Source organism: Leptolyngbya sp. CCNP1308 (genome assembly GCF_034932455.1).
Lineage (GTDB): Bacteria > Cyanobacteriota > Cyanobacteriia > Phormidesmidales > Phormidesmidaceae > Nodosilinea.
Genome location: NZ_JAYGIH010000046.1, coordinates 1 through 24,745, shown reverse-complemented (window position 1 = coordinate 24,745; position 24,745 = coordinate 1). Strand labels below are relative to the sequence as shown.

General features: G+C 57.0%; 22 protein-coding genes. 12 read left to right on the top strand and 10 right to left on the bottom strand.

The annotated features are described in order from the left end of the window. Window positions 1–71: 71 nt before the first annotated feature. Together VB780_RS13665 and VB780_RS13660 are read right to left on the bottom strand one after the other, a co-directional pair. The gene (locus VB780_RS13665; protein WP_323351714.1) at window positions 72–863 is read right to left on the bottom strand and encodes a YoaK family protein; all 792 of its coding nucleotides are present in this window, start codon (window positions 861–863) and stop codon (window positions 72–74) included. A gap of 194 nt (window positions 864–1,057) precedes the next feature. After that, window positions 1,058–1,801 (bottom strand): hypothetical protein, encoded by a 744-nt coding sequence (locus tag VB780_RS13660; RefSeq protein ID WP_323351713.1) that lies wholly within the window; start codon window positions 1,799–1,801, stop codon window positions 1,058–1,060. 589 nt (window positions 1,802–2,390) lie between these two features. Here VB780_RS13660 and VB780_RS13655 point away from each other — a divergent pair. Then, the gene (locus VB780_RS13655; protein ID WP_416349233.1) at window positions 2,391–3,827 is read left to right on the top strand and encodes a uracil-xanthine permease family protein; all 1,437 of its coding nucleotides are present in this window, start codon (window positions 2,391–2,393) and stop codon (window positions 3,825–3,827) included. Window positions 3,828–4,163: 336 nt separating this feature from the next. Further along, complete coding sequence (locus VB780_RS13650; RefSeq protein WP_323351712.1) at window positions 4,164–6,164, top strand: iron uptake porin; 2,001 nt, start codon at window positions 4,164–4,166, stop codon at window positions 6,162–6,164. A gap of 308 nt (window positions 6,165–6,472) precedes the next feature. On the opposite strand, the gene VB780_RS13645 is transcribed toward VB780_RS13650, so the two are convergent. Then, the gene (locus tag VB780_RS13645) at window positions 6,473–7,912 is read right to left on the bottom strand and encodes an ion transporter (RefSeq protein WP_323351711.1); all 1,440 of its coding nucleotides are present in this window, start codon (window positions 7,910–7,912) and stop codon (window positions 6,473–6,475) included. Between the two features lie 105 nt (window positions 7,913–8,017). Continuing rightward, window positions 8,018–8,206 carry a CPXCG motif-containing cysteine-rich protein gene (locus VB780_RS13640; RefSeq protein ID WP_323351710.1) on the bottom strand — a complete coding sequence of 63 codons (189 nt, stop codon included), beginning with the start codon at window positions 8,204–8,206 and terminating at the stop codon, window positions 8,018–8,020. 167 nt (window positions 8,207–8,373) lie between these two features. On the opposite strand from VB780_RS13640, the gene VB780_RS13635 reads away from it, so the two are divergent. Next, window positions 8,374–8,925 (top strand): hypothetical protein, encoded by a 552-nt coding sequence (locus VB780_RS13635; RefSeq protein WP_323351709.1) that lies wholly within the window; start codon window positions 8,374–8,376, stop codon window positions 8,923–8,925. Between the two features lie 223 nt (window positions 8,926–9,148). Here VB780_RS13635 and hisC read toward each other — a convergent pair whose 3' ends face one another. Next, window positions 9,149–10,222: a histidinol-phosphate transaminase gene (gene hisC / locus VB780_RS13630; protein WP_323351708.1), complete on the bottom strand. Its 1,074-nt coding sequence runs from the start codon at window positions 10,220–10,222 to the stop codon at window positions 9,149–9,151. Between the two features lie 84 nt (window positions 10,223–10,306). Between hisC and VB780_RS13625 the strand changes: the two genes are divergently transcribed. Further along, window positions 10,307–10,969 carry a glutathione S-transferase family protein gene (locus VB780_RS13625; protein WP_323351707.1) on the top strand — a complete coding sequence of 221 codons (663 nt, stop codon included), beginning with the start codon at window positions 10,307–10,309 and terminating at the stop codon, window positions 10,967–10,969. A gap of 11 nt (window positions 10,970–10,980) precedes the next feature. After that, window positions 10,981–12,516, top strand: coding sequence for a phospholipid carrier-dependent glycosyltransferase (locus VB780_RS13620; protein WP_323351706.1), 1,536 nt, complete (start codon window positions 10,981–10,983; stop codon window positions 12,514–12,516). A 9-nt stretch (window positions 12,517–12,525) separates the two neighbouring features. Here the strand turns inward: VB780_RS13620 and ribE are convergent, their stop codons facing one another. Beyond that, window positions 12,526–13,185, bottom strand: coding sequence for a riboflavin synthase (gene ribE, locus VB780_RS13615; protein WP_323351705.1), 660 nt, complete (start codon window positions 13,183–13,185; stop codon window positions 12,526–12,528). A gap of 310 nt (window positions 13,186–13,495) precedes the next feature. On the opposite strand from ribE, the gene VB780_RS13610 reads away from it, so the two are divergent. The 3 genes from VB780_RS13610 (at window position 13,496) to map (ending at window position 16,352) form a co-directional block, all read left to right on the top strand. Beyond that, window positions 13,496–14,020, top strand: a complete 525-nt coding sequence (locus VB780_RS13610; RefSeq protein ID WP_323351704.1) for a bifunctional nuclease family protein — start codon at window positions 13,496–13,498, stop codon at window positions 14,018–14,020. A gap of 137 nt (window positions 14,021–14,157) precedes the next feature. Further along, complete coding sequence (locus VB780_RS13605) at window positions 14,158–15,282, top strand: aldo/keto reductase (RefSeq protein WP_323351703.1); 1,125 nt, start codon at window positions 14,158–14,160, stop codon at window positions 15,280–15,282. A gap of 263 nt (window positions 15,283–15,545) precedes the next feature. Further along, window positions 15,546–16,352 carry a type I methionyl aminopeptidase gene (gene map / locus VB780_RS13600; RefSeq protein ID WP_323351702.1) on the top strand — a complete coding sequence of 269 codons (807 nt, stop codon included), beginning with the start codon at window positions 15,546–15,548 and terminating at the stop codon, window positions 16,350–16,352. Between the two features lie 46 nt (window positions 16,353–16,398). Here the strand turns inward: map and VB780_RS13595 are convergent, their stop codons facing one another. Continuing rightward, on the bottom strand, window positions 16,399–17,013 hold the full coding sequence (locus VB780_RS13595) for a TetR/AcrR family transcriptional regulator (RefSeq protein ID WP_323351701.1): 615 nt from the start codon (window positions 17,011–17,013) through the stop codon (window positions 16,399–16,401). Between the two features lie 95 nt (window positions 17,014–17,108). Between VB780_RS13595 and VB780_RS13590 the strand changes: the two genes are divergently transcribed. Continuing rightward, window positions 17,109–17,531, top strand: coding sequence for a thioesterase family protein (locus VB780_RS13590; protein WP_323351700.1), 423 nt, complete (start codon window positions 17,109–17,111; stop codon window positions 17,529–17,531). Between the two features lie 81 nt (window positions 17,532–17,612). Here the strand turns inward: VB780_RS13590 and VB780_RS13585 are convergent, their stop codons facing one another. From VB780_RS13585 to VB780_RS13575, 3 genes are read right to left on the bottom strand one after another with little or no spacing between them, the layout of a single operon-like run. Beyond that, entirely contained in the window at window positions 17,613–18,905 is a 1,293-nt protein-coding gene (locus tag VB780_RS13585) for an ABC transporter substrate-binding protein (RefSeq protein ID WP_323351699.1), read from the bottom strand. 40 nt (window positions 18,906–18,945) lie between these two features. Continuing rightward, window positions 18,946–19,152 carry a hypothetical protein gene (locus tag VB780_RS13580; protein ID WP_323351698.1) on the bottom strand — a complete coding sequence of 69 codons (207 nt, stop codon included), beginning with the start codon at window positions 19,150–19,152 and terminating at the stop codon, window positions 18,946–18,948. A 39-nt stretch (window positions 19,153–19,191) separates the two neighbouring features. Next, window positions 19,192–22,182, bottom strand: a complete 2,991-nt coding sequence (locus VB780_RS13575; protein ID WP_323351697.1) for a tetratricopeptide repeat protein — start codon at window positions 22,180–22,182, stop codon at window positions 19,192–19,194. A gap of 154 nt (window positions 22,183–22,336) precedes the next feature. Here VB780_RS13575 and VB780_RS13570 point away from each other — a divergent pair, with 154 nt between their 5' ends. The 3 genes from VB780_RS13570 to VB780_RS13565 are packed head-to-tail and all read left to right on the top strand — an operon-like array spanning window position 22,337 to window position 24,569. Beyond that, entirely contained in the window at window positions 22,337–22,537 is a 201-nt protein-coding gene (locus VB780_RS13570; protein WP_323351696.1) for a type II toxin-antitoxin system HicB family antitoxin, read from the top strand. Further along, a complete protein-coding gene (locus VB780_RS31425; RefSeq protein WP_416349232.1) occupies window positions 22,537–22,761 on the top strand; it encodes a type II toxin-antitoxin system HicA family toxin in 225 nt (74 codons plus the stop codon). The genes VB780_RS13570 and VB780_RS31425 overlap by 1 nt, the downstream gene beginning before the upstream one ends. 35 nt (window positions 22,762–22,796) lie before the next feature. Next, window positions 22,797–24,569, top strand: coding sequence for an ABC transporter ATP-binding protein (locus tag VB780_RS13565; RefSeq protein WP_323351695.1), 1,773 nt, complete (start codon window positions 22,797–22,799; stop codon window positions 24,567–24,569). The last annotated feature ends 176 nt before the right edge of the window (window positions 24,570–24,745 follow it).

Sequence of the window (24,745 nt, the reverse complement as noted above, 5' to 3'; positions counted from 1 at the left end):
GGGTAATCTCCGTACTATCTAACACAATGCTAAGCTAAACGTTATTGAGCAAGTCTGCTCAGGCGGGGCCATTAGCCTTCGTTGCTAACTGTTTTGAAGTGCTCAGAAAAGGCAATAACTGCCATAAACGATATCACAATTACAGGTATCACTAGGCTCCACCAGGTTTCAGAAATTAACACAAAGTAGGTAGCTCCCAAACCGCCGAGGGCAAATCCTGCCAAAATCGGCAGGATTCTCCCCAGTCGTTCTGTCGCTTCAGCGGAGGCTAAAGCCGCTTTCTCGTCACCGGCTGGGGCAAGTTTTGACACTGCAATCTGTACTAGGTCGATGGTGAGTTGGGTTGTGTTGCCCGTCATTACGGTGGTTGGAATATAACTCTTAAATACCCCCTTAGCCTCTTTCATCAAGGCATTTTGAATGGCCATGGCAATGACGCCCGAAATGCCGATGGGCAAAATGTATTCTTCCTGAATGTCAAACATCAGCGCTGGGGAGAAAGTAACGCCTACGATTAAGAAAATGGTGAGGGCGATCGCCTCTGCCGTCAGCAACACTGCAAATACTGGCCACTGCTTTTTGCGAGCATAGCGGGCTAGCAATGAGGTGGCCGCCACTGCCACCATAAATGCCGGAAACATCAGCAGGTGAGTAATGGTTGACTCTTCATCTGACTGCACGAACTCATAGCCGGCTAGGGCTATGTTGCCCGTCACGTGGGCGGTGAAAATGCCGAACAAAATAATAAACGCAGAGGTATCCACAAACCCCGCCACCCAGCTCAGCATAAACCCCGCCGGGCCATCGCTGAGCAGGTAACTGCCCAAGCTAAATGCAGACTTAGTAGGAGAACTCGCGACCATGGTTAAGTATCTAAACGTACAGAAATAAGGGATTGAAACCAGCCTAGTAAATTGATCAAAGTCTGCTTGGATTTTTCAGCCCTATGGTCCTCGCTGGCATGAACAGTCGATTCGCCCATAGGGATACACCGCTAACGGCCTCTTGCCCATCATTGAGCGGGGGCTGCCCGCCGTCCGTAGCAGAATTAACGGTATTACCCCTTGCCATACTTTTCAGCTTTTGGGGTAATCACCTTAACCGTCTGGTAAAGATGGCTATCTGTCGTGAAAGCAACCGCTTCGTCTTCGGTAGCCGCTAGGGCAAGCTTGGGTACCTGGTCGAGATCGCTAAACTCTGCCGCACTGCCCCAGTTGGCCAGCAGGGCAATGTGGGAGGTATCAATCCCCCGCAGGAGTACGGCTGTGCGGGGTGAGGGATACAACTCGGACAACCCGGCCAGGGTAGCTTTGGCGGCCTCAATTAGCTCGATCTGTTGCTCAGGGGTATCGGCGGCCATATCGCTTAGCTGTACCAGCGCCATACTGCCAGGGATAGCAGACACCATACCCGGCGGCGATACAACCTGATCAATGGCGAAGGTGGCGGTCAAAAAGGGCTCACCCAGGCTTACCTCGTCGTCCTTAGACTTTCCTTTGTCTTTACCACCCTTAGCACCAGCGTATTTTTCGTAATATTTGCTGTAGTCTTCTGCGCCACCACCGCTAGCCAGGGATGCCTGAAAAGTTTCGTAGCTGGGCTGGTCTTGCCACTGGGTGAGTTCCATAACCCGCGCCCCATCGCCGCTTGAGAAAAGGGCTAACCCATAGAATCCAGGGATGGCTTTGTAGAACGACTTGCTGATTTTGTAGAAGGACTTCACCGCATCGGCCTGGGTTGTGGGGCTGGTTTCGTAAAGGGAAATTACCGCGATCGCCCCGGCGTCGGCATCAAAAACCATGGGCTCAGTCACCTTATCGGCCCAGGCTGGAGAGCTCAACAGCGGCAAACACAGCCAGCAGAGTAGGCACGCCCCCAGAAATTTCCCCAAACCCTTGACCATAGATTTTTAGCGCCTCAAGACGGTAGTTGTGGATTAGTCCAGCGTTTGATAACCGCCTTACGGCCCCATCCTAGCGGCAGGGACAGCGGCATTTTGTGGCTTCGAATACTCTTTCATTTCTCATCTGAAGGCATATAGATCTCATCACAACCCACCTAGGATAGATTTCCTGGAGCTTTCAGGGGTATTCCCCAGCACTGGCCCATCCTGTGCTCTCGACTACAGAATCCACCCATCCTTTGACCTATAACGGTTTGGAGAAAATGTATACAGTGCACCGTATGCATTTGGTCTTGCACCTAGGTACGGTTTTGGTCAAGTACGGCGGTTTTCAGGGGAAGGCGTAGAGTTTCTTTAAGTTCTGCTACGCGCGGCGGCGATGGGTTTTTATTTGTATCCAATCAAACAACCAAACTCGCTGCTGGTTGTAATCCTTTGTTAGGTCGTGAAAACCGAACGTTTTACAAAAACCATTTTTGGAGGGTACATGGCACAGGCAGACTACGACAGTACTGTTGATCAAGAGGTGGCAGTTGCTACTGATGGCTTGAAGTCACAGTTACTCTATGGCTTGTACGACAAGCCGCCGGTTGGGGAGGCAATATTCGTTGCTATACAGCACGTTTTGGCTGCATTTGTCGGCATTATTACCCCCGGCCTGTTGATCTGCGCAGCCCTTGGTACTACCCCTGAGACTACTGGCATCATTGTTAGTATGTCGCTGTTTGCCAGCGGCATCTGTACGTTTATTCAGTGCCGAAAGTTTGGTCCTGTGGGTTCTGGTCTGCTGAGCTTGCAGGGCACTAGCTTTGCGTTTCTAGGTCCAGTAATTGGGGTTGGTACCGCCGCGATCGCCTCTGGCAGCACCCCTGAACAGGCTCTGGCGCTGATTTTTGGCGTCTGCTTTTTTGGCTCTGCGATCGAGATTATGCTCAGCCGGTTCTTGCATTTGCTGCAAGAAATTATTACTCCTGTGGTAACCGGTTCGGTAGTGATGATTATTGGTCTAAGTTTGATCAAGACCGGTATGTTCAGTTTTGCTGGAGGTGCTCCTGCGCTTCAAAGTGAGACATTTGGCAGTACTCAGAATTTGGCCCTGGGCGGCTTGGTGCTGGCGATCGTGGTATTTCTCACTCTCTCCACCAATCGTTTTCTGCGGATGGGGGCGATCGCCATCGGTCTGATAGTGGGCTATATCGTCTCTATTGTACTGGGCTTAGTTGACTTCAGTTCTCTGAGCAGTCTGCCTCTGATTCGCTTGCCTTTACCCCTGCGCTTCGGCTTAGATTTCAACTTTGCTGCGTTTGCTCCGTTCGTTATTCTCTACGTCATCACGGCAATTGAAACCGTTGGTGACCTGACCGCAACCTCCGCTGTTTCTGGCGAGCCGGTTTCGGGGCCTCTCTACTTCAAGCGCATCAAAGGCGGGGTACTTGGCGATGGCGTTAACTCGGCGATCGCTGCCATCCTAAATACCTTCCCCAACACTACATTTAGTCAAAACAATGGCGTGATTCAAATGACTGGGGTGGGTAGCCGCTACGTGGGCTTCTACGTCGCTGGTATTTTTGCCATCCTGGGTCTAGTGCCAATTGTGGGCGGCATCTTCCAGGTTATTCCTCAGTCTGTGCTCGGTGGGGCTACCCTGGTAATGTTTGGTTCCATTGCCGTGGCGGGACTCAACATTGTGGCGTCGTCGGGCCTAGACCGGCGCTCAACAGTTATTGTTGCCGTGACCTTGGCTCTGGGGTTAGGCGTAGTCTATGCCCCTGAGATTTTCGCTGATAAGCCACCGCTGATCAAGAACGTCTTTTCTTCAGGAATTTCTACTGGCGGTCTGACAGCGATTCTGCTGAATACGTTTCTGCCGGGTCGCCCCAAAGTCAAAGTCGAAGCTTCTTCGCCTGAAATGACCCAAGCCTAGAAACTAACAGGATTTCCCTTTTAGAATCAGAAGGCTTATCAAAATCAATACCGCAGATCTTCCTTCTTAGATAGTGTGAAGACCTGCGGTATTTTGGCTTTTGGGGAAATGAGATTGGATTAGAGATAGAAGACTTGATTGCAGCGCTAGTCTTTGTATTGAATTTGCCCTTTTAATAGAAAGGCTGAAGCAGAAAAAGGCGATTTATCCCGAGAAAATGGAAAATTAGGAGCTGATTAGAGCAATCATTTTACTAAAGTGTTGTCTAGGCTATAACGTCGCCTTAAATACACTGATAAATTCTCATTGTGAGTTTTTTGGTGTGAGGAGTCCGATATGTTGAAGAAGTCTGGCTGGGGTGTTTTCAAGCATCCTTTGATTCTGCTAAATCGACAATTTTGCTTTGTGGTAGCGGCGTCACTCTTGTCTGCGGCTACTCCGGCACTTGCCGTAGAAACGCCACGCTCTCAAGCCCTAGGCGAGCCCCAGAGCGAATCGATTCCTGCGGCAAGTGGGGTTTTGGCTGAAGTTGAGGCAGAACCGCTGACTACAACGGCGTTAGTAGAGTCATCGCCAGTGGCTGAGTTTGCCCCAACCTCTCCAATAATGGAGGCGGTTGCCCCCTTGCCCAACACTCCAATTGCTGAACCTGCCCTGGTTAGTCAGGTGATTGCAGAGGCTTCAGCGGAGCCCTCTGCTGAAGCGGTTTTCACAATGCGGTTTAGCGACTTGGAAGCAGCCCTAGACACTGACGCTGTCGTTCAACCCGAGACAGGCGATGACCTGGCCCAGGTAACCCGAGTTACCGATTTTTCTGATGTGTCGCCCTCCGACTGGGCCTTTCAGGCGCTCAGCAATTTAGTTGAAACCTACGGCTGCATCCAGGGCTACCCCGACAGCACCTTTCGGGGGCAGCGCAGCATTACCCGCTATGAGTTTGCTGCGGGCCTCAACGCCTGTCTAGATGTGGTTGTTAGCACCCTGGGCACCGGCATTTCTGAAGAAGATCTGGCCACCATTCGCCGTCTGCAAGAGGAGTTTGCCGCTGAACTGGCCACCCTAGGCGGTCGAGTTGACCAGCTTGAGGCCGAAACCGCTCAGCTGCGGGCCCAGCAGTTTTCCACGGTGACCAAACTGCGGGGTCAGGCTTTCTTCAATATGGGCGGCGGCTTTTCGAATGGTACGGTGCTGGCCGAGACGGGCACTCGGGTTGGTGGGGTACCGGCCACCCGCAGCATTCCTGGCAACCCCGCCGTCAACGTGGGCAGCTACCTGTGGATGAATTTTGACACCTCCTTTAGCGGAGCCGATCGCCTCAAGCTCCAGTTGGTCACCGGCAGCGGCACTGGCCCCGGCAACTTCTGGACCTCGGCGGGTTTGTTCAACACCTTTGGCACCCCGATTCAGTTTCAAACCGGGGTACCGGCGGGCAACGCCTACAGCGTCTACCTGCGGGAGCTGAGCTACGCCTTTCCGATCGGCAGCAGCGTCACCGTTGACATTGGCCCCCGCATCAACTGGTACAGCTACTTTGACAACAACCGCTACACCTTTTTCTTGACCGGGGCCAACAGCTTTAACTCCAGCGGGGGCACCCAGGTCAATGCCGTAGACCGAGGGGCCGGGGCGATCGCCGTCTGGAACGTGACCGACTGGCTCGATGTGCGGGTCGGCTACCTGGCCGAAGACACCGAGTTTATCGGTGGCCCCAAGGCCCCCACTGACCCTAGTGTTGGTCTGTTTGGCGGCACTAGCACCCTCACTGGCCAGATTGGGTTGAGGCCCTTCAACAACTTTAACCTGCGGCTGCTGTACACCCGCTCAAACCTCATGCCCGACGCCCTGGGTCGGATTGGCGGCACCTTTGGCGAACCCATTTACGGTTTGGCCGACGACGGCGCAGGCGGACGGCTCAACAATGCCCCCGCCGACACGTTTCTGGTCAATTTTGACTGGACGCCGCTGACCTGGCTCGGGCTGTTTGGCCGCTACAGCTACGGCAGCGTTGGGCTGACATCGGCCACCACCCAGGCTGGCATCGGCAGCATTGATGCCCAGTCCTTACAGTTTGGCATGGCTTTCCCCAACCTGTTTAAGGAAGGGGCTCAGGCGACCATTTCCTACCTGGTGCCCTTTAGCGTGATCAACGGCCGCCAGTTTTTGGTGTCGGGCGGGGGGGACGGGGGCCGACAGCAGGAGGTTGAATTGGTCTACCGCTACCCGGTGAACCGAAACATCGCCCTCATGCCCTCGGTCTACTGGATTATGAACCCCAACAACTTCAGCACCAACCCTGATATTTTCATTTTCAACATGCAGGCGCAGCTGACTTTCTAGGCCACTTTTCCTTCCCACAGACAGGGAGCTGTTTCCCTCTGGCCCCGCCGGTTAACCGGTGGGGCTTTTTATGGAATGGAGCGATCGCAATCTGCCCCGTAGACGGCAGCAGCAGTTGGGGTAGAGACAAGTTTCCCCGTCGAACCAACGAGTTGGCCAGTTGACAAGGCTGAATATGCGAACCTTTTTAAGGCTAATACTAAATCCTACTTGGCTACCCCCGATTCCTCTGGGCAAATGCCATTTGGCCCTACGGTTTTGCCGGTTGGGAATTGGGGTTGTGTGATTCGGATTTGATATAAAACGCTTCAGTCTTCAATGATCGTCGGCATTTTGCGGGCAATGACCACCAGATGATCTTTGGGGGCCAATCGATAGCTGGCCGGGGGGTTCACTAGGGTGCGGCGCTGGGGATGCCCCACCTCTACGGCAATGGGCAGGGCGTCCTGGCGCTGCTTCATGCGGTCTACCGCCTGCCAAAAAGGCAAGTCTACCCACGATAACGGCACTGGCACCTTGTAGATCTGGTTGCCCACCTGCACTGTCAGCAGTTCTGCCAACACCTCCACCGAACCCTGGGCCCGGGCCGAGGTGGCAATAATGTGGCTGGTGATTTCGTCGGCCACAATCACATCGTCTACCCCGGCGGCCTTAAGTTCGACATCGTTGAGGCGATCGAGCAGTTGGGCGCAGGTATACACCGCCGGGTTGAGCTTTTCGATGGTGAGCGCAGCCAGTACCGTGCGGGCATCGATGTCTTGATCGCTGCGGGGGCGCGAGGTATCGGCCAGCAAAATCGCTCGGGCTGCCTGGGCAATGCCCACGGTTCGCAGGGCATCCGTGCGGGTGTAGTCGGCGGAGTGAAAGTAGAGCTTAGAGCGGTTGAGGTGCTGGAGGGCCTGTTCGGGGGTTTCGGTAAACTCGGCTACCACCACAATGGCGCTGTGCTCCATGTCGGGGTCAAACAGCATTTCTTCAACCACATGGGCACCGTTGCGGTTCCAGCCGCAGATCACCGTGTGGCCCGAGAGTTCATCTAGTTCCATCGTGCGAAACTCCATGGCAGAATGCAGCCGCTGCACCATGATGGCAGAGACCAGGCCAGTCATCACCGCAAAGAGCGTTAACCCGCCAATCATGAGCATCAGCACTAAAACCCGCCCCATCAGGGTAGAGGGTTCGGCCCCAATCGGCTCGGAGGCTACCAGGGTAAACAGGCTCCACCAAAAGGTTTTGGTCAGTGTGTCGGCGTTGGGGTTGTCGCCTGACTCAATCAGGTAGAGGCCAGACGACCCGATTAGCAACAGCACCCCAATGGTTGACAGTACCCCCAGCTGCGGCCCCAGGCTGACCGCCAGGGTGGGAAAAAATCGCACCAGGTTACGGTTGAGTAGGGTACTGGCCCGCAGCAGCCGCAGCAGTCGCAGCAGCCGCAGCAGCGGCACCTGGATCGGAAAGGGCATGACCGCCAGAACATCCACCCAGTACAGGCGCAAAAATCGTCTTGGGTTGTTGGAGGCCCAGCAGCGCAGACCCAGCTCTAGCCAAAACACGGCCGTCAGCCCCGCCTGTAGATGCAGCAGGGATCGATAGCTAGGGCGATCGCCCCCACCGCCAATTTCCACAAAAATCAGCCCCACCGACAGCAAAATTAGCCCAATCAGCACAAACTCTGTGGCCGGTGCATAGAGCAGTCTATTGAGCCGAGTTTTAGGGGCAGAAGACGGCGACAGCGGCGGAGCGGGCATGGGCATGACTGGGGCGATCGCGGCTATAGCCCAGCATACTGAAGACGGTGGCCACGAACTGCCCAGGCAACACAGAAGCGCCTGAGAATGCGGGGCGATCGCCCCTTATTCCACATAGTCAGTGGCAACTTCGATGGCCAAAGAGACATCATCTATCGTGACGTAGAACTGATTGGGGCGACAGCACACCTGGCAGTCTTCGATGTAGGCCTGGGTGAGCCCGGCAGAGAGATCGATAAAGGTGGTGCTGGTCTCGCCGCAAAAGGCGCAGGTGTACTCAGCGGTAGATTCCATAGGTGACAGCGGCTAACAACCGACAGGAACATCTCAAGGGGCGGCTCGTCCAAAAACTAGAGGTTAAGCATGGAGCGAGCAGACCTCAGCTACCCTACCACTCTCCCCTGCGATCGTCCCACAAAGCGGGAATCCCCACATTTTTAAGCCTGTTTCTGGAGATTGTGATGAAAATCAGTCACTTAGCCGCATTGACCTTGACGGTTGTGCCCGTCGTTGCCCTAGGGCAAGCCCCCATCGCCCAGGCCCAGCTGTTTGTGTCGTCGCCCATTCAGGCCATCACCCCCAACAGCGAGACCCTCTACCTCAACACCGATGCCACGGTCGAGAAGACCCTCCAGGTCGGGGCTGCCACCAACCTCAACGGACGCAGCATTCCCGCCGGGGCCATTGTGCGCGGTCGGTTTGAGCCCGCTGAGGGCGGGGTGCGCTACGTGGCCACTGCCGTTGAAGTAGGCAACCAGGTCTATGCCGTCAATGCCATTTCTGACCTGCTGCGCGACATCAAAGACCCTCGGCAAACCAACACCGGAGCCATTCTCACCGATGCCGGCATTGGGGCGGCGGGCGGTGCTGCCGTGGGTGGCATTTTGACCGGGCGGGTTTCGGTGGGCAGCATCCTCGGCGGTGCGGCTGCCGGGGCAATTATTGGCAATACCACCGCCCAGCGGGTAGTCGTGGTTGAGCCCAATCAAACCCTGACGTTGACATCGCAGTAGCATTTCCCGGCATTGGTCTGCTAATCGGTGATGGATAGCTGAAAGCCTTGCATGACAAGCATTTTCGAGATTTTGGGCCAATTGTCTATAACCCTTGCCGTATATTCATCTCCTCTTAAGAGACCAGTGCCCACCGCTCCGGCCTGGCTGAGCGATAATTTCGGTGGCTGGAGTAGCCTCGCCAGCCAATAATATAAACAGTCCCTGGTTCAGTCATGGCGCATTACGCAGCGTGGGTTAACCGGGTTAGAGCGGCGATTAGCGCGTGGTTTTGCTCCTCGGTGCCCACCGAAATTCGCAGCTTATCGTCTAACCGGGGTTGTTTGAAGTAGCGTACCAAAATGCCCTGCTCTTTTAGGGCCAGATACAGACGCTCCGCACTAGAACGATCTGCATTGCCCTGGGGCGGCGTGGCCAAGACAAAGTTGCCGTGGGAATCGAGCACGGTGAACCCTAGCTGTCGCAGTTCTTTGGTTAACGCCGCCCGCGAGGCTTTGATCTTAGCGACGCAGGCGTTTTTGTAGGCCTGATCGCGCATGGCTGCTGTGCCTAGGGCGATCGCGATCGCATCCACGTTGTAGCTATCTTTGACCTTAAACAGCTCAGCCAACAGCGTCGGGTTGGCAATGCCGAATCCCAACCGCAGCCCCGCCAGCCCATAGCCCTTCGATAGGGTACGCAGCACCACAACGTTGTCGAATTCCTGCACCAGCGATAGCGCCGAAACCTCGGCAAAATCCACGTAGGCTTCATCCACAACCACCAGGCCCGGAGCCTGCTGCGCCAAGTCTCGCAGGTCGGACAGCGCCACGATGTGGCCCGAGGGGCTATTTGGAGTCGCGATGAACGTAATCGCCCCCTGGGCAGCCACCAGCTCCTTGAGCGGAAACCGAAAATCGTCGGCATAGGGAACCTCGACCACGGTGGCAGGTTGCAGCGCCGCCAGAGTGCGATACAGCACGTAGGTCGGCGTAGGGTAGACAATTTGCTGGGCCGCATCGTCGGCACAGGCGCGCACCAAAAGATTCAGCAGATCGTCGCTGCCGTTGCCCACAATGATCCAGTCTGCCGGTATGCCTAAAACCTCGGCGATCGCCTGGCAAAAATCGCGGGCAAAGGGGTCAGGATATCGCCTGAGCAGCTCATCCCCGAAGTGCCGCAGCACCTCAATCACCTGGGGCGAAGGCGGGTAGGGGTTTTCGTTGGAGTTGAGCTTAATCGCGCCTGAGCCGGGGCGGGGCTGTTCTCCCGGAACGTAGGCGGCCATCGCAGCAATGTTGGGGCGAACGTAACTCATTACGGCTAAATCAATGGATGGAGCGCAGGCTTCCTGTGAAATGCTAGATCACAGAACTGTGAGATTTTGAGGCAAGGATTAACAATGCTGACCTTTTACCATACCCCGCTGTCGATCAACTCTCGCCGAGTTTGGGTGGCGCTGTTGGAGAAGAATTTGCCCTTTGAGGAAAGGGCCATGAGCATGGGGGGAGAGCAGTTTCAGCCTGAGTTTTTGGCGCTCAATCCCTTTCACCACATTCCGGTGCTGGTCGACGATGGCTTTACCGCAATCGAATCCTTCGCCATTTTGGACTACCTAGAGGCTAAGTACCCCACGCCCTCGCTGCTAGCGACCACGCCCGAGGAGATCGCCACAATGCGCATGGTTGAAATGGTGACGGTGAATGAGCTGGTACCCGCTATCAACCCGCTGACCAAACAGATGATGGGCTTTGGCCAAGAGTCTGAAGAGGCGATCGCCCAGGCCAAGCAAAAGGCTGAAGTCGTGCTCAAGTTCTACGCTGACAAGCTGGGGGATGGCCCCTTTTTCTGCGGCGACCAGCTCACCCTGGCGGATGTGGTGGCGGGCACCTTTGCCCCCTGGTTTGAGCAGTTGGGGCTGCCTATGGCCAACTACCCCACCCTGCAAGCTTGGACCGATCGCCTGATGGATCGCCCCGCTTGGCAGGCGACTCAACCTACAGCGAGGGATCTGGCGGCATTCCGCGATCGCATGCAGCAGCGCATGGCTGCCCAAGGGCAATAGTGATTCGTCGGATGCCTCTCTGGGGTTGGATGCTGGGGTTGGGGGCGATCGCCCTCAGCCTGCGCCTCGCTGGCCTGGGCCACATCCAGGGGCTAGTCTTTGATGAGGTCTACTACGTTCCCTTCGCGATCGACTATTTACAGAGAACGCCCAGCTTCGATGCCCACCCACCCCTGGCCAAATACCTGATCGCCCTGGGCATTTGGCTCGGGCAGTGGCCCGCCGCCTGGCTGGGCTGGCCGATGCTAGAGGTGGAGGGCACTTTGGTCAGCCCCCTCGCCTTTCGCTGGCTGAATGCGGTGGTCGGAGCAGCGATCCCCGTTTTGCTGTCGGCCCTGGCCTCGGATCTGGGGGCAATTCACCACGGTTATGGGGGCGATCGGTTGTCAACAGCAGTGGAGGATCCCCCTAAATCCTCCCTACCCTACGGGAAGCCGCAAGCGTCTATAAAAAGGAGAACGTTGAAGCAGTTCATTACCCCCCTTTTTAAGGGGGGCAGGGGGGATCCTCTCACTCTACGTCAGCACCGATTCGCCCTGCTGGCCGGATCGCTCATGACCATGGAAGGGCTGACCCTAGTAGAGTCGCGCCTGGCGCTGATCAATATTTACGGGCTGGCCCTAGGACTGCTGGGGCAGTGGGCCTGGGTTAGGGCGGGTCAGGCTCAGCAGCCCTCGCGCTGGCGCTGGCTGGCGGGGATCGCCCTGGGGGCCGCCGTCAGCGTGAAGTGGAACTGGGCCGGGTTCTGGCTGGGCCTGCTGCTGTGGGAAGTTTTCACAGGCGATGGGGACGGCCCTCTCCCTAAATCCCTCCCCCCAGGGGACAGGGACTTTGAAGCTTCCTCCGACTCCCCTTCTCCCCAAGGGAGAAGGGGCTGGGGGATGAGGGGCTTCCCCTGGCACTGGCGGCTAGCTTACCTGGGCGTAATTCCTCTGGCTACCTATATGCTGCTGTGGCTGCCCCATCTGGCGCTGACCGGTGAATCGCTGGTGGGCGTTCACCAGCAGCTTTGGTCTACCCACCAAGCGATCGGGGCGGGGGCGGGCCATGACTACTGCTCGCCCTGGCACAGCTGGCCGCTGATGGTGCGCCCGGTGGCCTATTTTTACGAACGCAGCGCAGGCATGGCCACCACCATCCACGCCATGGGCAATCCGGTGCTGTGGTGGCTCGGGACGGCGGCGGTGCTAGCTCTAGGACTGGGCTGGCTGAGCCGACAAGTTTCTGGGGAAAATCGTTGGGTTGGGTCGTCCAGCAATTCTGTAGTGCTGTTTATTCTGCTGAACTACCTCGCCAACTGGCTACCCTGGGCGCTGGTCAGCCGCTGCACGTTTCTGTACCACGCCATGGCCATGGCGGCATTTAGCACCCTGGGGCTGGCCTGGCTGATGGCGCAGTGGTGGCAAAACCCGCGCGATCGCCCCCTGGCGCTGGTATTGCTGGGCGCGATCGCCCTCAGCTTTTGGTTCTGGCTCCCCCTCTACCTCGGCACTCCCCTCTCGCTAGAGTCGCTCCACCGCCGCTGGCTGCTGCCGGGGTGGATCTAGCCGATCGCCTCAGTAGCCGTGTTCCGTCAAAAACTCTAGCGACAGTCCATCGCCCGCCGCCGCAGAATCTCCCGGAGTCATAAACTTCTCAACATACTTGCCCAGTACGTCGCCCTCCAGGTTCACCGCCTGGCCGGGGCGCAGGTGTTGCAGCGTCGTCTCGCGGTAGGTCACGGGGATCACCGCCACGGCAAACCAGTTGCCGCTGGGGCTACAGTCGGCCACCGTCAGGCTAATGCCATTCACCGCAATGCTGCCCTTGGGCACAATGTAGCGGGCCACTCGCGGGTCGCCCACCGTAAAGCTCAGCTTCCAGGCGTTGTCGGTTTCGATCGCCGCTTCTAAATGCCCCTGCCCGTCGATGTGGCCGCTGACAAAGTGGCCGCCAATTTTGCTGCCCACCCGCAGCGACGACTCCAGGTTGACCCGGCTGCCGTCGGGGAGCATACCTAAACTGGTGCGATCGAGGGTTTCCGGCGAAACCGCTGCCACAAAGCCATCGGGCAAAATGGTCTCCACCGTCAGGCAAATGCCATCTACGGCAATGCTGTCGCCCAGGTCAACATCGGTGAGGGCATTGGGCAGGGGCACAGTCTCCCAGCGCAGGTAGACCTGGGTATCGCCCTTGTGAAACAGCGTACCCGTTGCTTGAATGAGTCCGGTGAACATGGCCGTAACCTTAAGGAAATTCTCAGCGAACCTGCGACCTCCCCAGGGGCGATCGGGGCATACTTAAATCAATAATTTTTTTCTTTAGAGTATCCCGTATTCCATCTGCGGATAGATAAGCTTAGGTAGACTAGGAGGGCAAACCCCGCCCGCAGTTGCTTTAGGATCGCCCCCATTTTGCATTCCCTGGCCTGCCATCCATGCGAATCGCCCGGTACGCAAACAGCCCAGTACACTGGTAAGAGTATCGGTTCCAGGCTGACAAACAACGCTAGAGCACGCCAATCAACGGATCCAAGAGGCCAAACCAATGATTGAAATGAGAGTCGCCGGGATTGCCCTAGACGCGATGTCGCGAACTCCGGTGATTTTGCTGAGAGACACCACCGATCGCCGTCAGGTACCCATCTACATCAGCCGCGAGCAGGCTAACTCCATCATCGCGGTGCTTGAAAACCAGCCCGCGCCCCGTCCCCTCACCCACGACCTGTTTGTCAACCTGCTCGACGAATGGGATATGACCCTAGAGCGCGTGGTCATTCACTCCCTGCAAGACAACACCTACTTTGCCTTGATCACCCTTTCCAAGGGTGAAATTCGCCGAGAGCTAGACTCTCGCCCCAGCGATGCGATCGCGATCGCCCTGCGCCTCGACGCCCCCATCTGGGTGATGGAAGAAGTCGTTGCCGAAGCCTCTATCCCCGTCGATACCGATGCCGATGAGGCTGAAAAGAAGGCATTCCAGGCTTTTTTGGCCAACATCAACCCCTCCGACTTCACCCACCGGGGCAAGTCTTCCACCAGCAACGATACGCTAGAAAGCTCTGATTCCTAGCTGACGAGGCCGATTCCCCCACACCTTCGCTGGAACAAACACTCCACGATCCCCCCTTTTTAAGGGGGGCAGGGGGGATCCCCGTCGATCATCTCCCTAGCAAGGGAATCATCCAACTCTCTTGCCTTTTCCATGCCATGCACTACCGCCGCTTCGGCCGCACCAACTTATCCCTCTCAGTGCTGTCCCTCGGCACCATGCGTGCCCTCAGTTCTGAAGAGGTCTTCCGCGACACGCTGGCCGCTGGGCTAGCCCTGGGCATCAACCACATCGAAACCGCCCAGGGCTACGGCACCAGCGAGCGCTGGTTGGGGGCTTTTCTCAAAACGGCAGGGCCAGACAACCTGGTCATCACCACCAAAGTTACGCCCCAGCCCGATGCGGCGACCATGACCCAGCGCCTGGAGGAATCCTTAGAACGGCTGGGGCTGTCCCACATCCACTGTCTCGCCATCCACGGCCTCAACACCCCCGAGCACCTGGCCTGGGTGAGCGATCCCCAGGGCTGCATGGCGGCGGTGCGGCGGTTTCAGGCCGAGGGACGCATTGGCCATGTGGGGTTTTCGACCCACGGCAGCCGGGAGGTGATCGAGGGGGCGATCGCCACCGACCAGTTCGACTTCGTCAACCTGCACTACTACTATTTCTTTCAGCGCCACGCCCCGATCTTGGATCTGGCCACCGAGAAGGATATGGGGATCTTTATTATTTCCCCCGGCGACAAGGGCGGCATGCTCTACAGCCCGCCAGATCGACTTGAGGAACTCTGCGCCCCCTTTACCCCGCTGGAACTCACCTACCGCTGGCTGCTGGCCGACCCGCGCATCACTACCCTCAGCACTGGCCCCGCTATCCCCAGCGAACTTGCCCCTTTGGCAGGCCTGGGCGATCGCACCCAGCCCCTCACCACTGAAGAACTCGCTGCCCTCGAACGGCTCTCGGTGCAGGAATCTGCTGCTTTGGGGAGCGATCGCTGCGCCCAGTGCTACGACTGCCTGCCCTGTCCCGAAGCCATCAACATTCCCGAAGTGCTGCGGCTGAGAAATCTGGCGGTAGCCTACGACATGCAGCCCTTTGGCGAGTACCGCTACCGCATGTTCGAGAACGCGGGCCACTGGTTCCCCGGTCGCAAAGCCAACCGCTGCACCGACTGCGGCGACTGCCTGCCCCGCTGCCCCGAAAAGCTGAATATCCCGGCTCTGCTGCGCAACACCCACGATCGCCTCAAAGGCCCAGCCCGCCGCCGCCTCTGGGACGATTGATCGAGAAGGCAAGGTTTATAAGGTTTAAGCACCGACCGTAAATCTGAGACCTTGAACCTAGCCCCCTTCTCCAAACCCTCTCCCCCCAGAACGCTATACTGAGGATTGATATTTTCAGGCTGGCAGTTCGGCAGCGCATTTCGGGAAAAGTCCACGATTTAAGCCCAAGTTTTGTGGCCCTGGCGTTTCAATCTCCCCGTAACTGTGCACCCTAAACCAGGCGGCCTGTAGCACCCGCCCCTTAAATTAGTCCCAGGCACACCGTGGAAGAACAAAAGCAACCCTCCGAAGTTATCACCCTGCTCTCTAGCCGCGAATTAGAGAGAATGCGCAAAGCTTGCCAGCTTGCCGCCCAGCTGCTCGACTACCTGACGCCCTACGTTAAGCCCGGCGTCAGCACCCAGGAGCTCAACGACCTGGCCGAAGCCTGGACCCAAAAACACGGCGCTACAAGTGCTCCCCTGGGCTATGCCGGTACGGTGATGCCATTCCCTCGCTCCATCTGCACCAGCATTAATGAGGTCATCTGCCACGGCATCCCCAACGGCGAAGATATCCTGCGCGATGGCGACATCATCAATATCGATGTCACCCCTATTCTCGACGGCTACCACGGTGACACCAGCCGCACCTTCTTAGTGGGCGATGTCACCCCTGCCGCCCGCCGCCTGGTCGAAGTCACCGAAGAAGCCATGTGGCGCGGTATTCGCGCGGTCAAGCCCGGTGCTCGGGTGGGCGACATTGGCGCTGCCATTCAAGACTATGCCGAGGGCGAAGGCTTCTCGGTGGTGCGCGACTTTGTCGGCCACGGGGTACACCGCATTTTCCACGCGGCACCGCAGATTCCCCACTACGGCGAAAAGGGCAAGGGCAAAAAGCTGCGCCCCGGCATGGTGTTTACCATTGAGCCGATGATCAACATCGGCAGCTATGAGGCTGAAGTGCTCGTCGATGGCTGGACGGCCATTACCGTCGATCGCTCCCTCTCAGCGCAATTTGAGCACACCGTAGTTGTCACCAAAGATGGGGTCGATGTACTAACCCTTTCCCCGGCCAAGGTGCTGGCTTAGCGATCGCGAGCTTTGCAAATAACCGATGGCTAAGCAGAGTCATCGGTTATTTTGTGTTGTCTTCAACCGTTAGCTGAAGCATGGAGTCAAGGGCGGCTTGAATGCGCTGCCACCCGGCGGGCGAGCTAAAGTCGATGCCCATAAACGTGTTGCTAGACTTAGTTCGCAGCATGAGATAGACCACCCCCGCCACCAAAACCGCGCTAATGGCCGGTATATCTTTGCCTGGAGGAAAAGACCCTTTTTCTTCTAAAAACTTCAGGCTGTCTAGGGCAAATCGGTCGCGCACATTCGCCAATTCGCGGGTTAACTCATTGCCTTCTAGCAGTTCCCACCGCAGAATTTCTTGGGTCATGGGGCGCTCTTGCAAATTGTCTGAAAATCTTGACAGCAGATAGGCCATCCAGTCGGCCAGGGTTTCAGCGTTTGCTGCCGACTCATCGCTCACTAGCTCATCTACCGTGGGCCAGTAGTCACCCTCCTGGGCAAAACACTGGAGTAAGCGCGGTAGCCCCTCGAAATAGCGGTAGATCAAGACTTTATCGACTCCGGCCTCGCGGGCGATCGCATTCACCCCTAACCCCTTAAAGCCAGATTCGGCCAAGAGCCTGCCGACGGCGGCCAAAATGCGGGCCTTGGTTTCTTCTTTGTCGCGCGCCATGAATTACCTTGCTGGCTTGTCACCGCTCGGTGACCATGATACCGTGTCACTGGGCGGTGACTTAGATCGATTCCTTCTCTGGCTGAGGGCAGACTATGCACAAACTTCTGTTTGATCTTGAGGTTTACACCTATCAAATTGACTTCGCTGGCCATGTGAATAATTCGGTTTATATTCACTGGATGGAAATTGGTCGCCTCAAGCTATTAGAAGCCATTGGCATGCCAATTCATGAAGTGCTCAAGCAGGGAGTCGCGCCAATTTTAGTTGAGACCAATATTATTTATAAATTGCCGCTGTATTTGGGCGATCGCGTTCAGGCCCAGATGTGGCTGTCTGAGCTGCGCAACGCCTCTGCCGTGATGCAGTTTCGGTTTTACAATGGCGATCAGGCACTGGCTGCTGAGGGCGTGCAAAAAGGCCTATTTGTGGATGCCAAAACCATGCGTCCTAAACGCTTGACCTCTGATGAAAGAGCCTCTTTCTCACCCTACCTAAACGTCGCCGCCGAAGCCTAATTTTTGCTTGATATAGCCATAGGGGTTCCAGAACAGCAGCAAAACTGCTCTCGGGGCTTGGACGGCGATCGCGGTTTGCCCCTACTCATCGGGGGGCCAGGCGGCGTCAATATCGCTGAGGACGGTATCCAAATCTTGGCCATCGACGTAGTCAACAATGCCCGACCAAAAGGCACCCGTACCGATCGCCCCCGGCATCAGATCAGCGCCGTCAAAGCGCAGCACATCGGCATTGCGCAAAATCTCGGCCTGCTGGCGGGTGAGGTCGTCGGGGTAAGCGTCGAGGCTCACCTGCTGGTGCGGCGAGATGTAGCTGCCCAACCCGGCCCAGATCGCGTGGGGTTCGGGGGTGGCCAGGTAAGCCATCAGGGCACGTACCGCTGGGGTGTCGTTAAAGACGCCAAAGACAATGCCGCCTAAGATCACCGCATTGCCCTGATCTGGGTCCATCGGCGGCAGCGGAAACACGCTGAGATTGACGCCAGGTTCAATCGTTTCTGGCAAAAATTCCACAATAAAGCTGGCCTGGTGATGCAGGTAGCAGCCCGGTGGGTTGGCAAACAGGGGCAGCGGAGCCTCCCCAAAGGGGGTGCTGAGAATGCCGGTGGTGCCGCCCAGCACCGCGTCGGGGTTGAGGGCGATCGCCCCAAAGCTCTCAAACGCCGCCTTCACCTGCGGGTCAGCAAAGGGAATTTCGTGGCTCACCCACTGGTCGTACACCGCTGGCCCCGCCTGGCGCAGCAAAATGTCTTCGACCCAGTCGGTGCCGACCCAGCCGGTGGCCTGGCCGCTTTCCATGCCCATGCACCAGGGCTTGCTGCCGTCAGCGATCATGCGATCGCTCAGCGCTTCCATCTCGGCCCAGGTCTCTGGCACGGTGTAGCCCTTGGCCTCAAAGGCTTGCGGGTTGTACCACACCAGGCTTTTCACATCGGCCCGCATCCACAGGCCGTAGACATCTTCGTCTAAGCTGACCAGGTTCAGCAGGTACTCGTCGTAGGCATCGGCCAGGGTGGTGCGATCGATGAAGTCGGTGAGGGGCACCATCTGCCCGGCCTCAGCAAAATCCATCATCAGCCCCGGCTGGGGGAATAGGGCGATATCTGGCGGGTTGCCCGAATCGACCCGCACCGGCACTAGGGTAGTAAAGGCGTCGCTGCCTTCGTAGATGATTTCCACCCCGGTGGCGGCGGTAAAGGGAGCCATGGCGGCCCGCATTTTGTCTTCGCCCACGCCGGTCAGGGTGCCCAGAATGGTGATCGTATCGCCGGACTGAACTTCGGTGGTTTGGGGGGCGTTTGACTGCGACCTGCAGCCCCACACCACAAGACCAATGGAAAAAGAAAGCCCGACGAACTGGAGAAGTTTTTTCATTCTGCTGGCACTACCTCAGTTAGCATAAATCGCTCTGCCCTCACTGCAAAACAGAAGCCTGAAAACCCAGGGAGGGCAAGAATTTGTGGCCGACTAGGGCCAACACAACCCTAACGATTTCGGATATGTTTTGCATGAGCACAATGACTCTAACAGCGTGCAGCCCTGCCAACTGCGCCAGGGCCGACTCTGGCAATTTAAGCTGCCCATCGGCCATCACTTTCCCTGCAAACTCATAGGCTTTCATCGTCGTTTAACTCCAAGTATCGATTCAAACAACGACTCACTACTCACCATTCTCTACCTTGGCTAGGTTTTCGCGGCAGCGCACTGTCCAAGGGTGCTCTGCTCCCAGCTTGGGTTCAAGGATGGCGAGGGCTTGCTGGTAGAGCGATCGCGCTTCTTCCGCGCGACCCTGGGTGGCATAGAGAATGCCTAAGTTCTCAGTGACTCGGCCAACGTTGGGATGGTCTTCGCCGAGTGATTGCTGCCAAATCTGTAAGGCCTCGCTCAAGTAAGGCTCTGCCTTGTTGTAAAGTCCTTGATCACGATAAAGCGCTGCCAGATTATTGAGGCTAAGGGCGACATTGGGATGCGCGTCACCCAAGAGCTGTTTTCTCATCGCCAGAGCGTCTTGGTAGAGGAGTTCGGCCTCGCTGTAGCGGCCTTGATTGTAGTAGAACATTGCTAGATTGTTGAGGCTAATAGCCACAGAGGGATGCTCATCACCCAACAGCCGTTTCCGCATCGCCAGCGCCTCTTGAAAGAAAGGTTCTGCCTCGCTGTAGCGACCCTGATTGTTGTGGATTTTTGCCAAGTTGCTGAGGCTGTGGGCCACATCGGGATGCTCGTTTCCAAAGAGTTTCCTATATAGAACAAATGCCTGTTGATAAAGTGATTCCGCTTCGTCAATCCGGCTTTGCAAGTAATAGGTACTGGCAAGATTATCAAGACTTTGAGCTACCAGAGAATGCTCTAAGCCAAATACTTGCTGCCTTATTTTTAAAGCTTGTTGAAATAATGGTACGGCATCACAATAGCGATTTTGCTCGCAATATACTAAAGCGAGATTGTTGAGGCTTGTCGCGAAATAAGGATGGTCATTACCCAACAACTTCTTATCCAAAGCCAATGTTTCTTGAAAAAGTTTCTCCGCTTCTACGTAGCGTCCCTGTTTCCAATAGGTCAAAGCTAAGTTACTAAGACTAGTGACTGTGCCAGGATGTTCCTTCCCTAGCAATCGCTCTCTTAGAGCTAAAGCCTCCTGATGCGAGGTTTCGGCTTCTCGGTAGCGGCCCTGCTCTCTATACAATTCACCGAGACCGGTGAGACTTATGGCCACAGAGGAATGATCGTGGCCCAACAGGCGTTTCCGCATTGCTAGGGCCGCTTGAGAGAGGGGTTCAGCCTCGGCATAGCGGCCAGTAATCCTGCTGATGTAACCAAGTGAATCTAGGCTATTTGCTACATCTTTGTGTTCATTCCCTAAGAGATTGCGACGTAGTTCCAGAGCCTTCTGCAAAAGCGGTTCAGCCAGAGCATACTGTCCTCTTTCCAGCAAATATTCACCCATGGTATGAAAAACATCTGCTGCTTCGGTAGAGGCAATATCGCGCTGCTGGCAATGGTTAGCTAGTTCTTGCACGTGATTCACCAGTGGGGCCAGGACGGGCCAGTGATGATATTCAAGATCTTCATCTTTTCCCGGCAGCAGCTGCCCCATTGCCCTAAAAAGCGGTTCCACCCAGTTCTGGCAGCTATCTTCTCCCAAATCTACCCGTATCACCTCCTGAACCAGGCGATGCAGGCTAAAGCTCTGGCTCTCCGGCTCTACCCGCACTAGAGAATAGCTGCACAGCGAATTTAGCAGATCGTAAAGTTCTAGCGGGTCGTCGGCAGCGTCGGCTAAGGCTGTGGCTAGGGGCTCTCCCAGCTCTGCTGCCCCCTGGGTGAACAGGTTAAAGGGAATCGCATCGGGATGGAGAAAGGCGCAGTAGTTCAGCAGGGCCGCAGCGGCGGGGGCTGCTTTCTGCACCTCCTTCAGGTTCAAGGCCCAAGTGGTGGCCACAGAGTCGGGGTAGTGGCCCAGCTTGGGTTTGGCTTTTTCGAGTCGCTTGAGCCGCTGTTTGCGGTAGCTGTTTAGGTAGTCGGTAAACGACACTCTGTTGGTGACGATGTAGGCAGCGGCCTGTTCGAGGGCGAGGGGCAGGTAGCCGAGTTCGGCGGCGAGGGCAGTGGCGGCGGATTGCTCGATGTCGGAGATTTGATCCCCCCTAGCCCCCCTTACCAAAGGGGGGAACGAGTTGTCTGCCCCCGCACCAGGCCTACTGCCCCCCTTTTCAAGGGGGGTTGGGGGGATCGAACCCTGGCGTAGAGCACTCTGCCCATCTGGATTGTCTGCTAACGGTTCAGTTCCCGGCGTTGGGCGAATGCCATAGAGCCTCTGGCTCGGCTGCGCCAACGCCCCTACGAGGTTGATGCGTCCGGTGCGGGTGAGGAGGAATGCGATCGCCTCTTCTGGGTTCAGCGTCTCCATCTCCACTGCCTGCACAATGCCCAGGTCTTGAAAGTCTTGGGCGCGGGAGGTGACCAGAATGTGACCCTTAATCTCACGAGGCAGAAACGGCTGCACCAGCTCTGGCTGGTCAGCGTTATCAAAAATCAGCAGCCAGCCCTCTTCGCGGCTCAGCCACACCCGCACCGACTGCACCGTTTCATCCTGGTTTTCGGCATCCTTCAGGGGTAGGTTGAGGGTTTGGGCGATCGCAACATAGCCAGTGGTCAGCTCCAGCTCCGTATCGGCCCCCACCCAAAACACATAGCGATAGTCGTCGCGATAGCGGTAGGCATATTCCACCGCCGTTTGGGTTTTGCCAATGCCGCCTAACCCGCTAATCGCCTGGGTTTGAGAAATCGCTGCTGTCTGGCGATCGCGCAACTGCTGGTGCAGCGTCGCCAGTACCTGATCCCGCCCGGTGAAATACGGATTCCGCCCATAGGGCACCAGCCACGGCGGCTCGCCCCTATCTCCCCCACCTTCCCCATCCCCCAAACATCCCGGACAAAGCTGCTCCAGCACCTCATACAGCCGCTCCAACCCGCAGCCCGTCGCCCCCTCCACCCAGCTCAGCAACGCCGCCACCCGATTTCCCTGGGCGGCCATCCCCTCCGGCACAATTCCCGGCGGTGGGTTGAGGGTAAATCGCAGCTGCTCAAACTGCGGAGCCGGTAGCGCACTCAGGGTTTGAAATAGCGTCAGCCGTCTTTGCAAAGACATAAGAGGGAAAGCTATGGGGCGCATTAGGGAAATTGTTGAGCTCATCGTAACCCGAGATTTTGGGCAGTGCTGATACCGACCAGCCTTGCATTCGGTTGTTGAAACTTGAGTGCTAGCATGATGCCAGCATTTGACCATGGGCTGAGGTAACACAATGAAATGGCGTGTGGTGCTCGAACCTGATACTCAAACTGGTGATTGGGCCATCTGGTGTCCAGAGCTGCCGGGCTGCGTTTCTGCGGGGGAAACCGAGCAAGAAGCTTTAGATAACATTCGAGAGGCCATTGAGCTTTATCTTGAGGCAGAACCCCTTGAATTAGAGCCCGGTTCGGTGTTGCGGGAGATCCTCGTCTGATGGGGCGGTTACGCCAATTGACTGCCCAGCAGGCTGAGAAGATTCTTAAGCAGTATGGTTTTGAGCTGGTGTCGCAGAAGGGCAGCCACCGAAAATGGCGTAGTTTAGAGAGAAAGCTTCAGGTTGTAGTTCCCTTCCATAAGGGCAAAACGCTTCCAGCTGGAACGTTACGCAGCATTATGACTAGTGCTGACATCCCTGAAACCGAGTGGAAAACTGACTAGCTTTTGTTGGCTAAAGCGTTAAGGAACAACTACCGATGACCCTCGCTACAGCCGCCCATCCCCCAGCAGACTCTAAGCCTAAGCTCTCGACGGTGGGACGGTTCTTGCGGTATTTTGCGCCCTACCGGCAAGACCTGCCGATCGCACTGCTGCTGGTCGCCATTGGGGCAACGACCCAGGCGATCGGGCCGCTGCTGATCGGCTGGTCGATTGACAATTTAATTCTGGCGGGCAACCTGCCGGGGCTGCTATGGATGCTGGTGGCTCTGACGGTGATTTATCTCGTTGGGGTATGGGCGATTCGGGGGCAGATCTGGCGGATGGGTGCGATCGTGCAGCGGCTGCTGGGGCGGCTGCGGCAGGATATTTTCGACAAAATTCAAAGCCTGCCGGTGAGTTTTTTCGATCGCAGCGAGGCGGGCGACCTGATGAGCCGCCTGCTCAACGATGTCAACACCGTCAACCAGGCCTTTGGCCTCACCATTCCCCAGGTGCTGGGCCAGACTTTTAGTCTGGTGGGCATTATCATCGCTATGCTCTCCATCAACCTACAGCTGGGGCTGCTGAGCAATCTGGTGGTGCCGCTGATGATTTTTACCACGGGGTTTTTCTCCCGCTGGGCGAGAAGCCGCTTTCGCCTGACGCGGCAAACCATTGGCGACCTGTCGGCCAAACTCGAAGAAGACATTGGCAGCGTGCGCGAGGCCCAGGCCTTTAACCGCACCCAGCTCAACATTGAAGAGTTCGACAGCCTCAACGCGGCCAACCGTAAGGCCAACGTGCAGGCGGTGGCGGTGACGGCGGCGTTTTTGCCCTCCATCGACCTGCTCAACACCCTGGCCACGGCGGGGGTGACGGCCTACGGCGGCTATCTGGCGGTGACGGGGGTGATGACGGTGGGCACCGTGACGGCCTTTGTGCTCTACGTGCAGCAGTTCTTTCGCCCGATTCAAATTCTCAGCCAGTTCTACACCCAGGCTCAGTCCGCCCTGGCGGGGCTCGATCGCATTTTCCTCCTGCTTGACGAGCCCGCTACCCTGCAAGATGCGCTCAACGCCACCGAGATGCCCCCTATCAAAGGTGAGGTGAGGTTTGAGTCAGTCGGCTTTGGCTACACCCCCAACCAGCGGGTGCTGAAGGAGGTCAACCTCTGCGCCCAGCCGGGGCAGATGGTCGCCCTAGTGGGGCCAACCGGAGCCGGAAAAAGCACGATCATTAACCTGATTATGCGGTTCTATGATGTGTCAGAGGGGGCAGTGCGCATCGACGGGGTGGATGTGCGCAGTGTGACTCAGGCGAGCCTGCGCCGCCAGATTGGCATTGTGCTGCAAGACAATCTGCTGTTTAGCGGAACGGTGGCCGAAAATATTGCCTTTGGTGCCTCCCACGCCAGCCAGGCCGACATTGAAGCGGCGGCCCAGGCGGCGAATGTGCATGAGTTCATCACCTCGTTGCCCCAGGGCTACAGCACCCGCCTGGGGGAGCGGGGCACGCCTCTGAGCCAGGGCCAGCGCCAGCTGGTGAGCATTGCCCGCGCGGTGCTGATTGACCCGCGTATTTTGCTGCTGGATGAGGCCACCAGCAGCATTGATACCCGCACCGAGGGGCTGGTGCAGGATGCGATCGCCACCCTGCTTCGCAACCGCACCAGCTTTGTGATTGCCCACCGCCTCAGCACCGTCACTCAGGCTGACCAGGTGCTGGTGATTCAGCAGGGTGACATTGTTGAGCAGGGCACCCACGCCGAGCTGGTGGCCCGTGAGGGCATCTACGCCAACCTCTACAGCTTGCAGCTGGGGGCCGATTAGAGGGCGGTCAACCGCTTGGATAAACCACGTTTCTTGTAGCGGAAGTGGGGATCCCCCTTGTATCTTAAGAACCAGGACGGTAGACCGATGTCCCCCTGGTTCTAGAAACCGAGATTTAGTCCAGGTCGCCGTTCCACCATTTGTCAACAGCTCGAAAAATCGCCAGGGTCACGAAC

Bases quoted from the DNA above. Each gene is read 5' to 3' on its own strand.
- VB780_RS13665 (WP_323351714.1), bottom strand. From the start codon at position 863: ATGGTCGCGAGTTCTCCTACTAAGTCTGCATTTAGCTTGGGCAGTTAC.
- VB780_RS13660 (WP_323351713.1), bottom strand. From the start codon at position 1,801: ATGGTTTTTGATGCCGACGCCGGGGCGATCGCGGTAATTTCCCTTTAC.
- VB780_RS13655 (WP_416349233.1), top strand. From the start codon at position 2,391: ATGGCACAGGCAGACTACGACAGTACTGTTGATCAAGAGGTGGCAGTT.
- VB780_RS13650 (WP_323351712.1), top strand. From the start codon at position 4,164: ATGTTGAAGAAGTCTGGCTGGGGTGTTTTCAAGCATCCTTTGATTCTG.
- VB780_RS13645 (WP_323351711.1), bottom strand. From the start codon at position 7,912: ATGCCCGCTCCGCCGCTGTCGCCGTCTTCTGCCCCTAAAACTCGGCTC.
- VB780_RS13640 (WP_323351710.1), bottom strand. From the start codon at position 8,206: ATGGAATCTACCGCTGAGTACACCTGCGCCTTTTGCGGCGAGACCAGC.
- VB780_RS13635 (WP_323351709.1), top strand. From the start codon at position 8,374: ATGAAAATCAGTCACTTAGCCGCATTGACCTTGACGGTTGTGCCCGTC.
- hisC (WP_323351708.1), bottom strand. From the start codon at position 10,222: ATGAGTTACGTTCGCCCCAACATTGCTGCGATGGCCGCCTACGTTCCG.
- VB780_RS13625 (WP_323351707.1), top strand. From the start codon at position 10,307: ATGCTGACCTTTTACCATACCCCGCTGTCGATCAACTCTCGCCGAGTT.
- VB780_RS13620 (WP_323351706.1), top strand. From the start codon at position 10,981: ATGCCTCTCTGGGGTTGGATGCTGGGGTTGGGGGCGATCGCCCTCAGC.
- ribE (WP_323351705.1), bottom strand. From the start codon at position 13,185: ATGTTCACCGGACTCATTCAAGCAACGGGTACGCTGTTTCACAAGGGC.
- VB780_RS13610 (WP_323351704.1), top strand. From the start codon at position 13,496: ATGATTGAAATGAGAGTCGCCGGGATTGCCCTAGACGCGATGTCGCGA.
- VB780_RS13605 (WP_323351703.1), top strand. From the start codon at position 14,158: ATGCACTACCGCCGCTTCGGCCGCACCAACTTATCCCTCTCAGTGCTG.
- VB780_RS13595 (WP_323351701.1), bottom strand. From the start codon at position 17,013: ATGGCGCGCGACAAAGAAGAAACCAAGGCCCGCATTTTGGCCGCCGTC.
- VB780_RS13590 (WP_323351700.1), top strand. From the start codon at position 17,109: ATGCACAAACTTCTGTTTGATCTTGAGGTTTACACCTATCAAATTGAC.
- VB780_RS13585 (WP_323351699.1), bottom strand. From the start codon at position 18,905: ATGAAAAAACTTCTCCAGTTCGTCGGGCTTTCTTTTTCCATTGGTCTT.
- VB780_RS13580 (WP_323351698.1), bottom strand. From the start codon at position 19,152: ATGAAAGCCTATGAGTTTGCAGGGAAAGTGATGGCCGATGGGCAGCTT.
- VB780_RS13575 (WP_323351697.1), bottom strand. From the start codon at position 22,182: ATGTCTTTGCAAAGACGGCTGACGCTATTTCAAACCCTGAGTGCGCTA.
- VB780_RS13570 (WP_323351696.1), top strand. From the start codon at position 22,337: ATGAAATGGCGTGTGGTGCTCGAACCTGATACTCAAACTGGTGATTGG.
- VB780_RS31425 (WP_416349232.1), top strand. From the start codon at position 22,537: ATGGGGCGGTTACGCCAATTGACTGCCCAGCAGGCTGAGAAGATTCTT.
- VB780_RS13565 (WP_323351695.1), top strand. From the start codon at position 22,797: ATGACCCTCGCTACAGCCGCCCATCCCCCAGCAGACTCTAAGCCTAAG.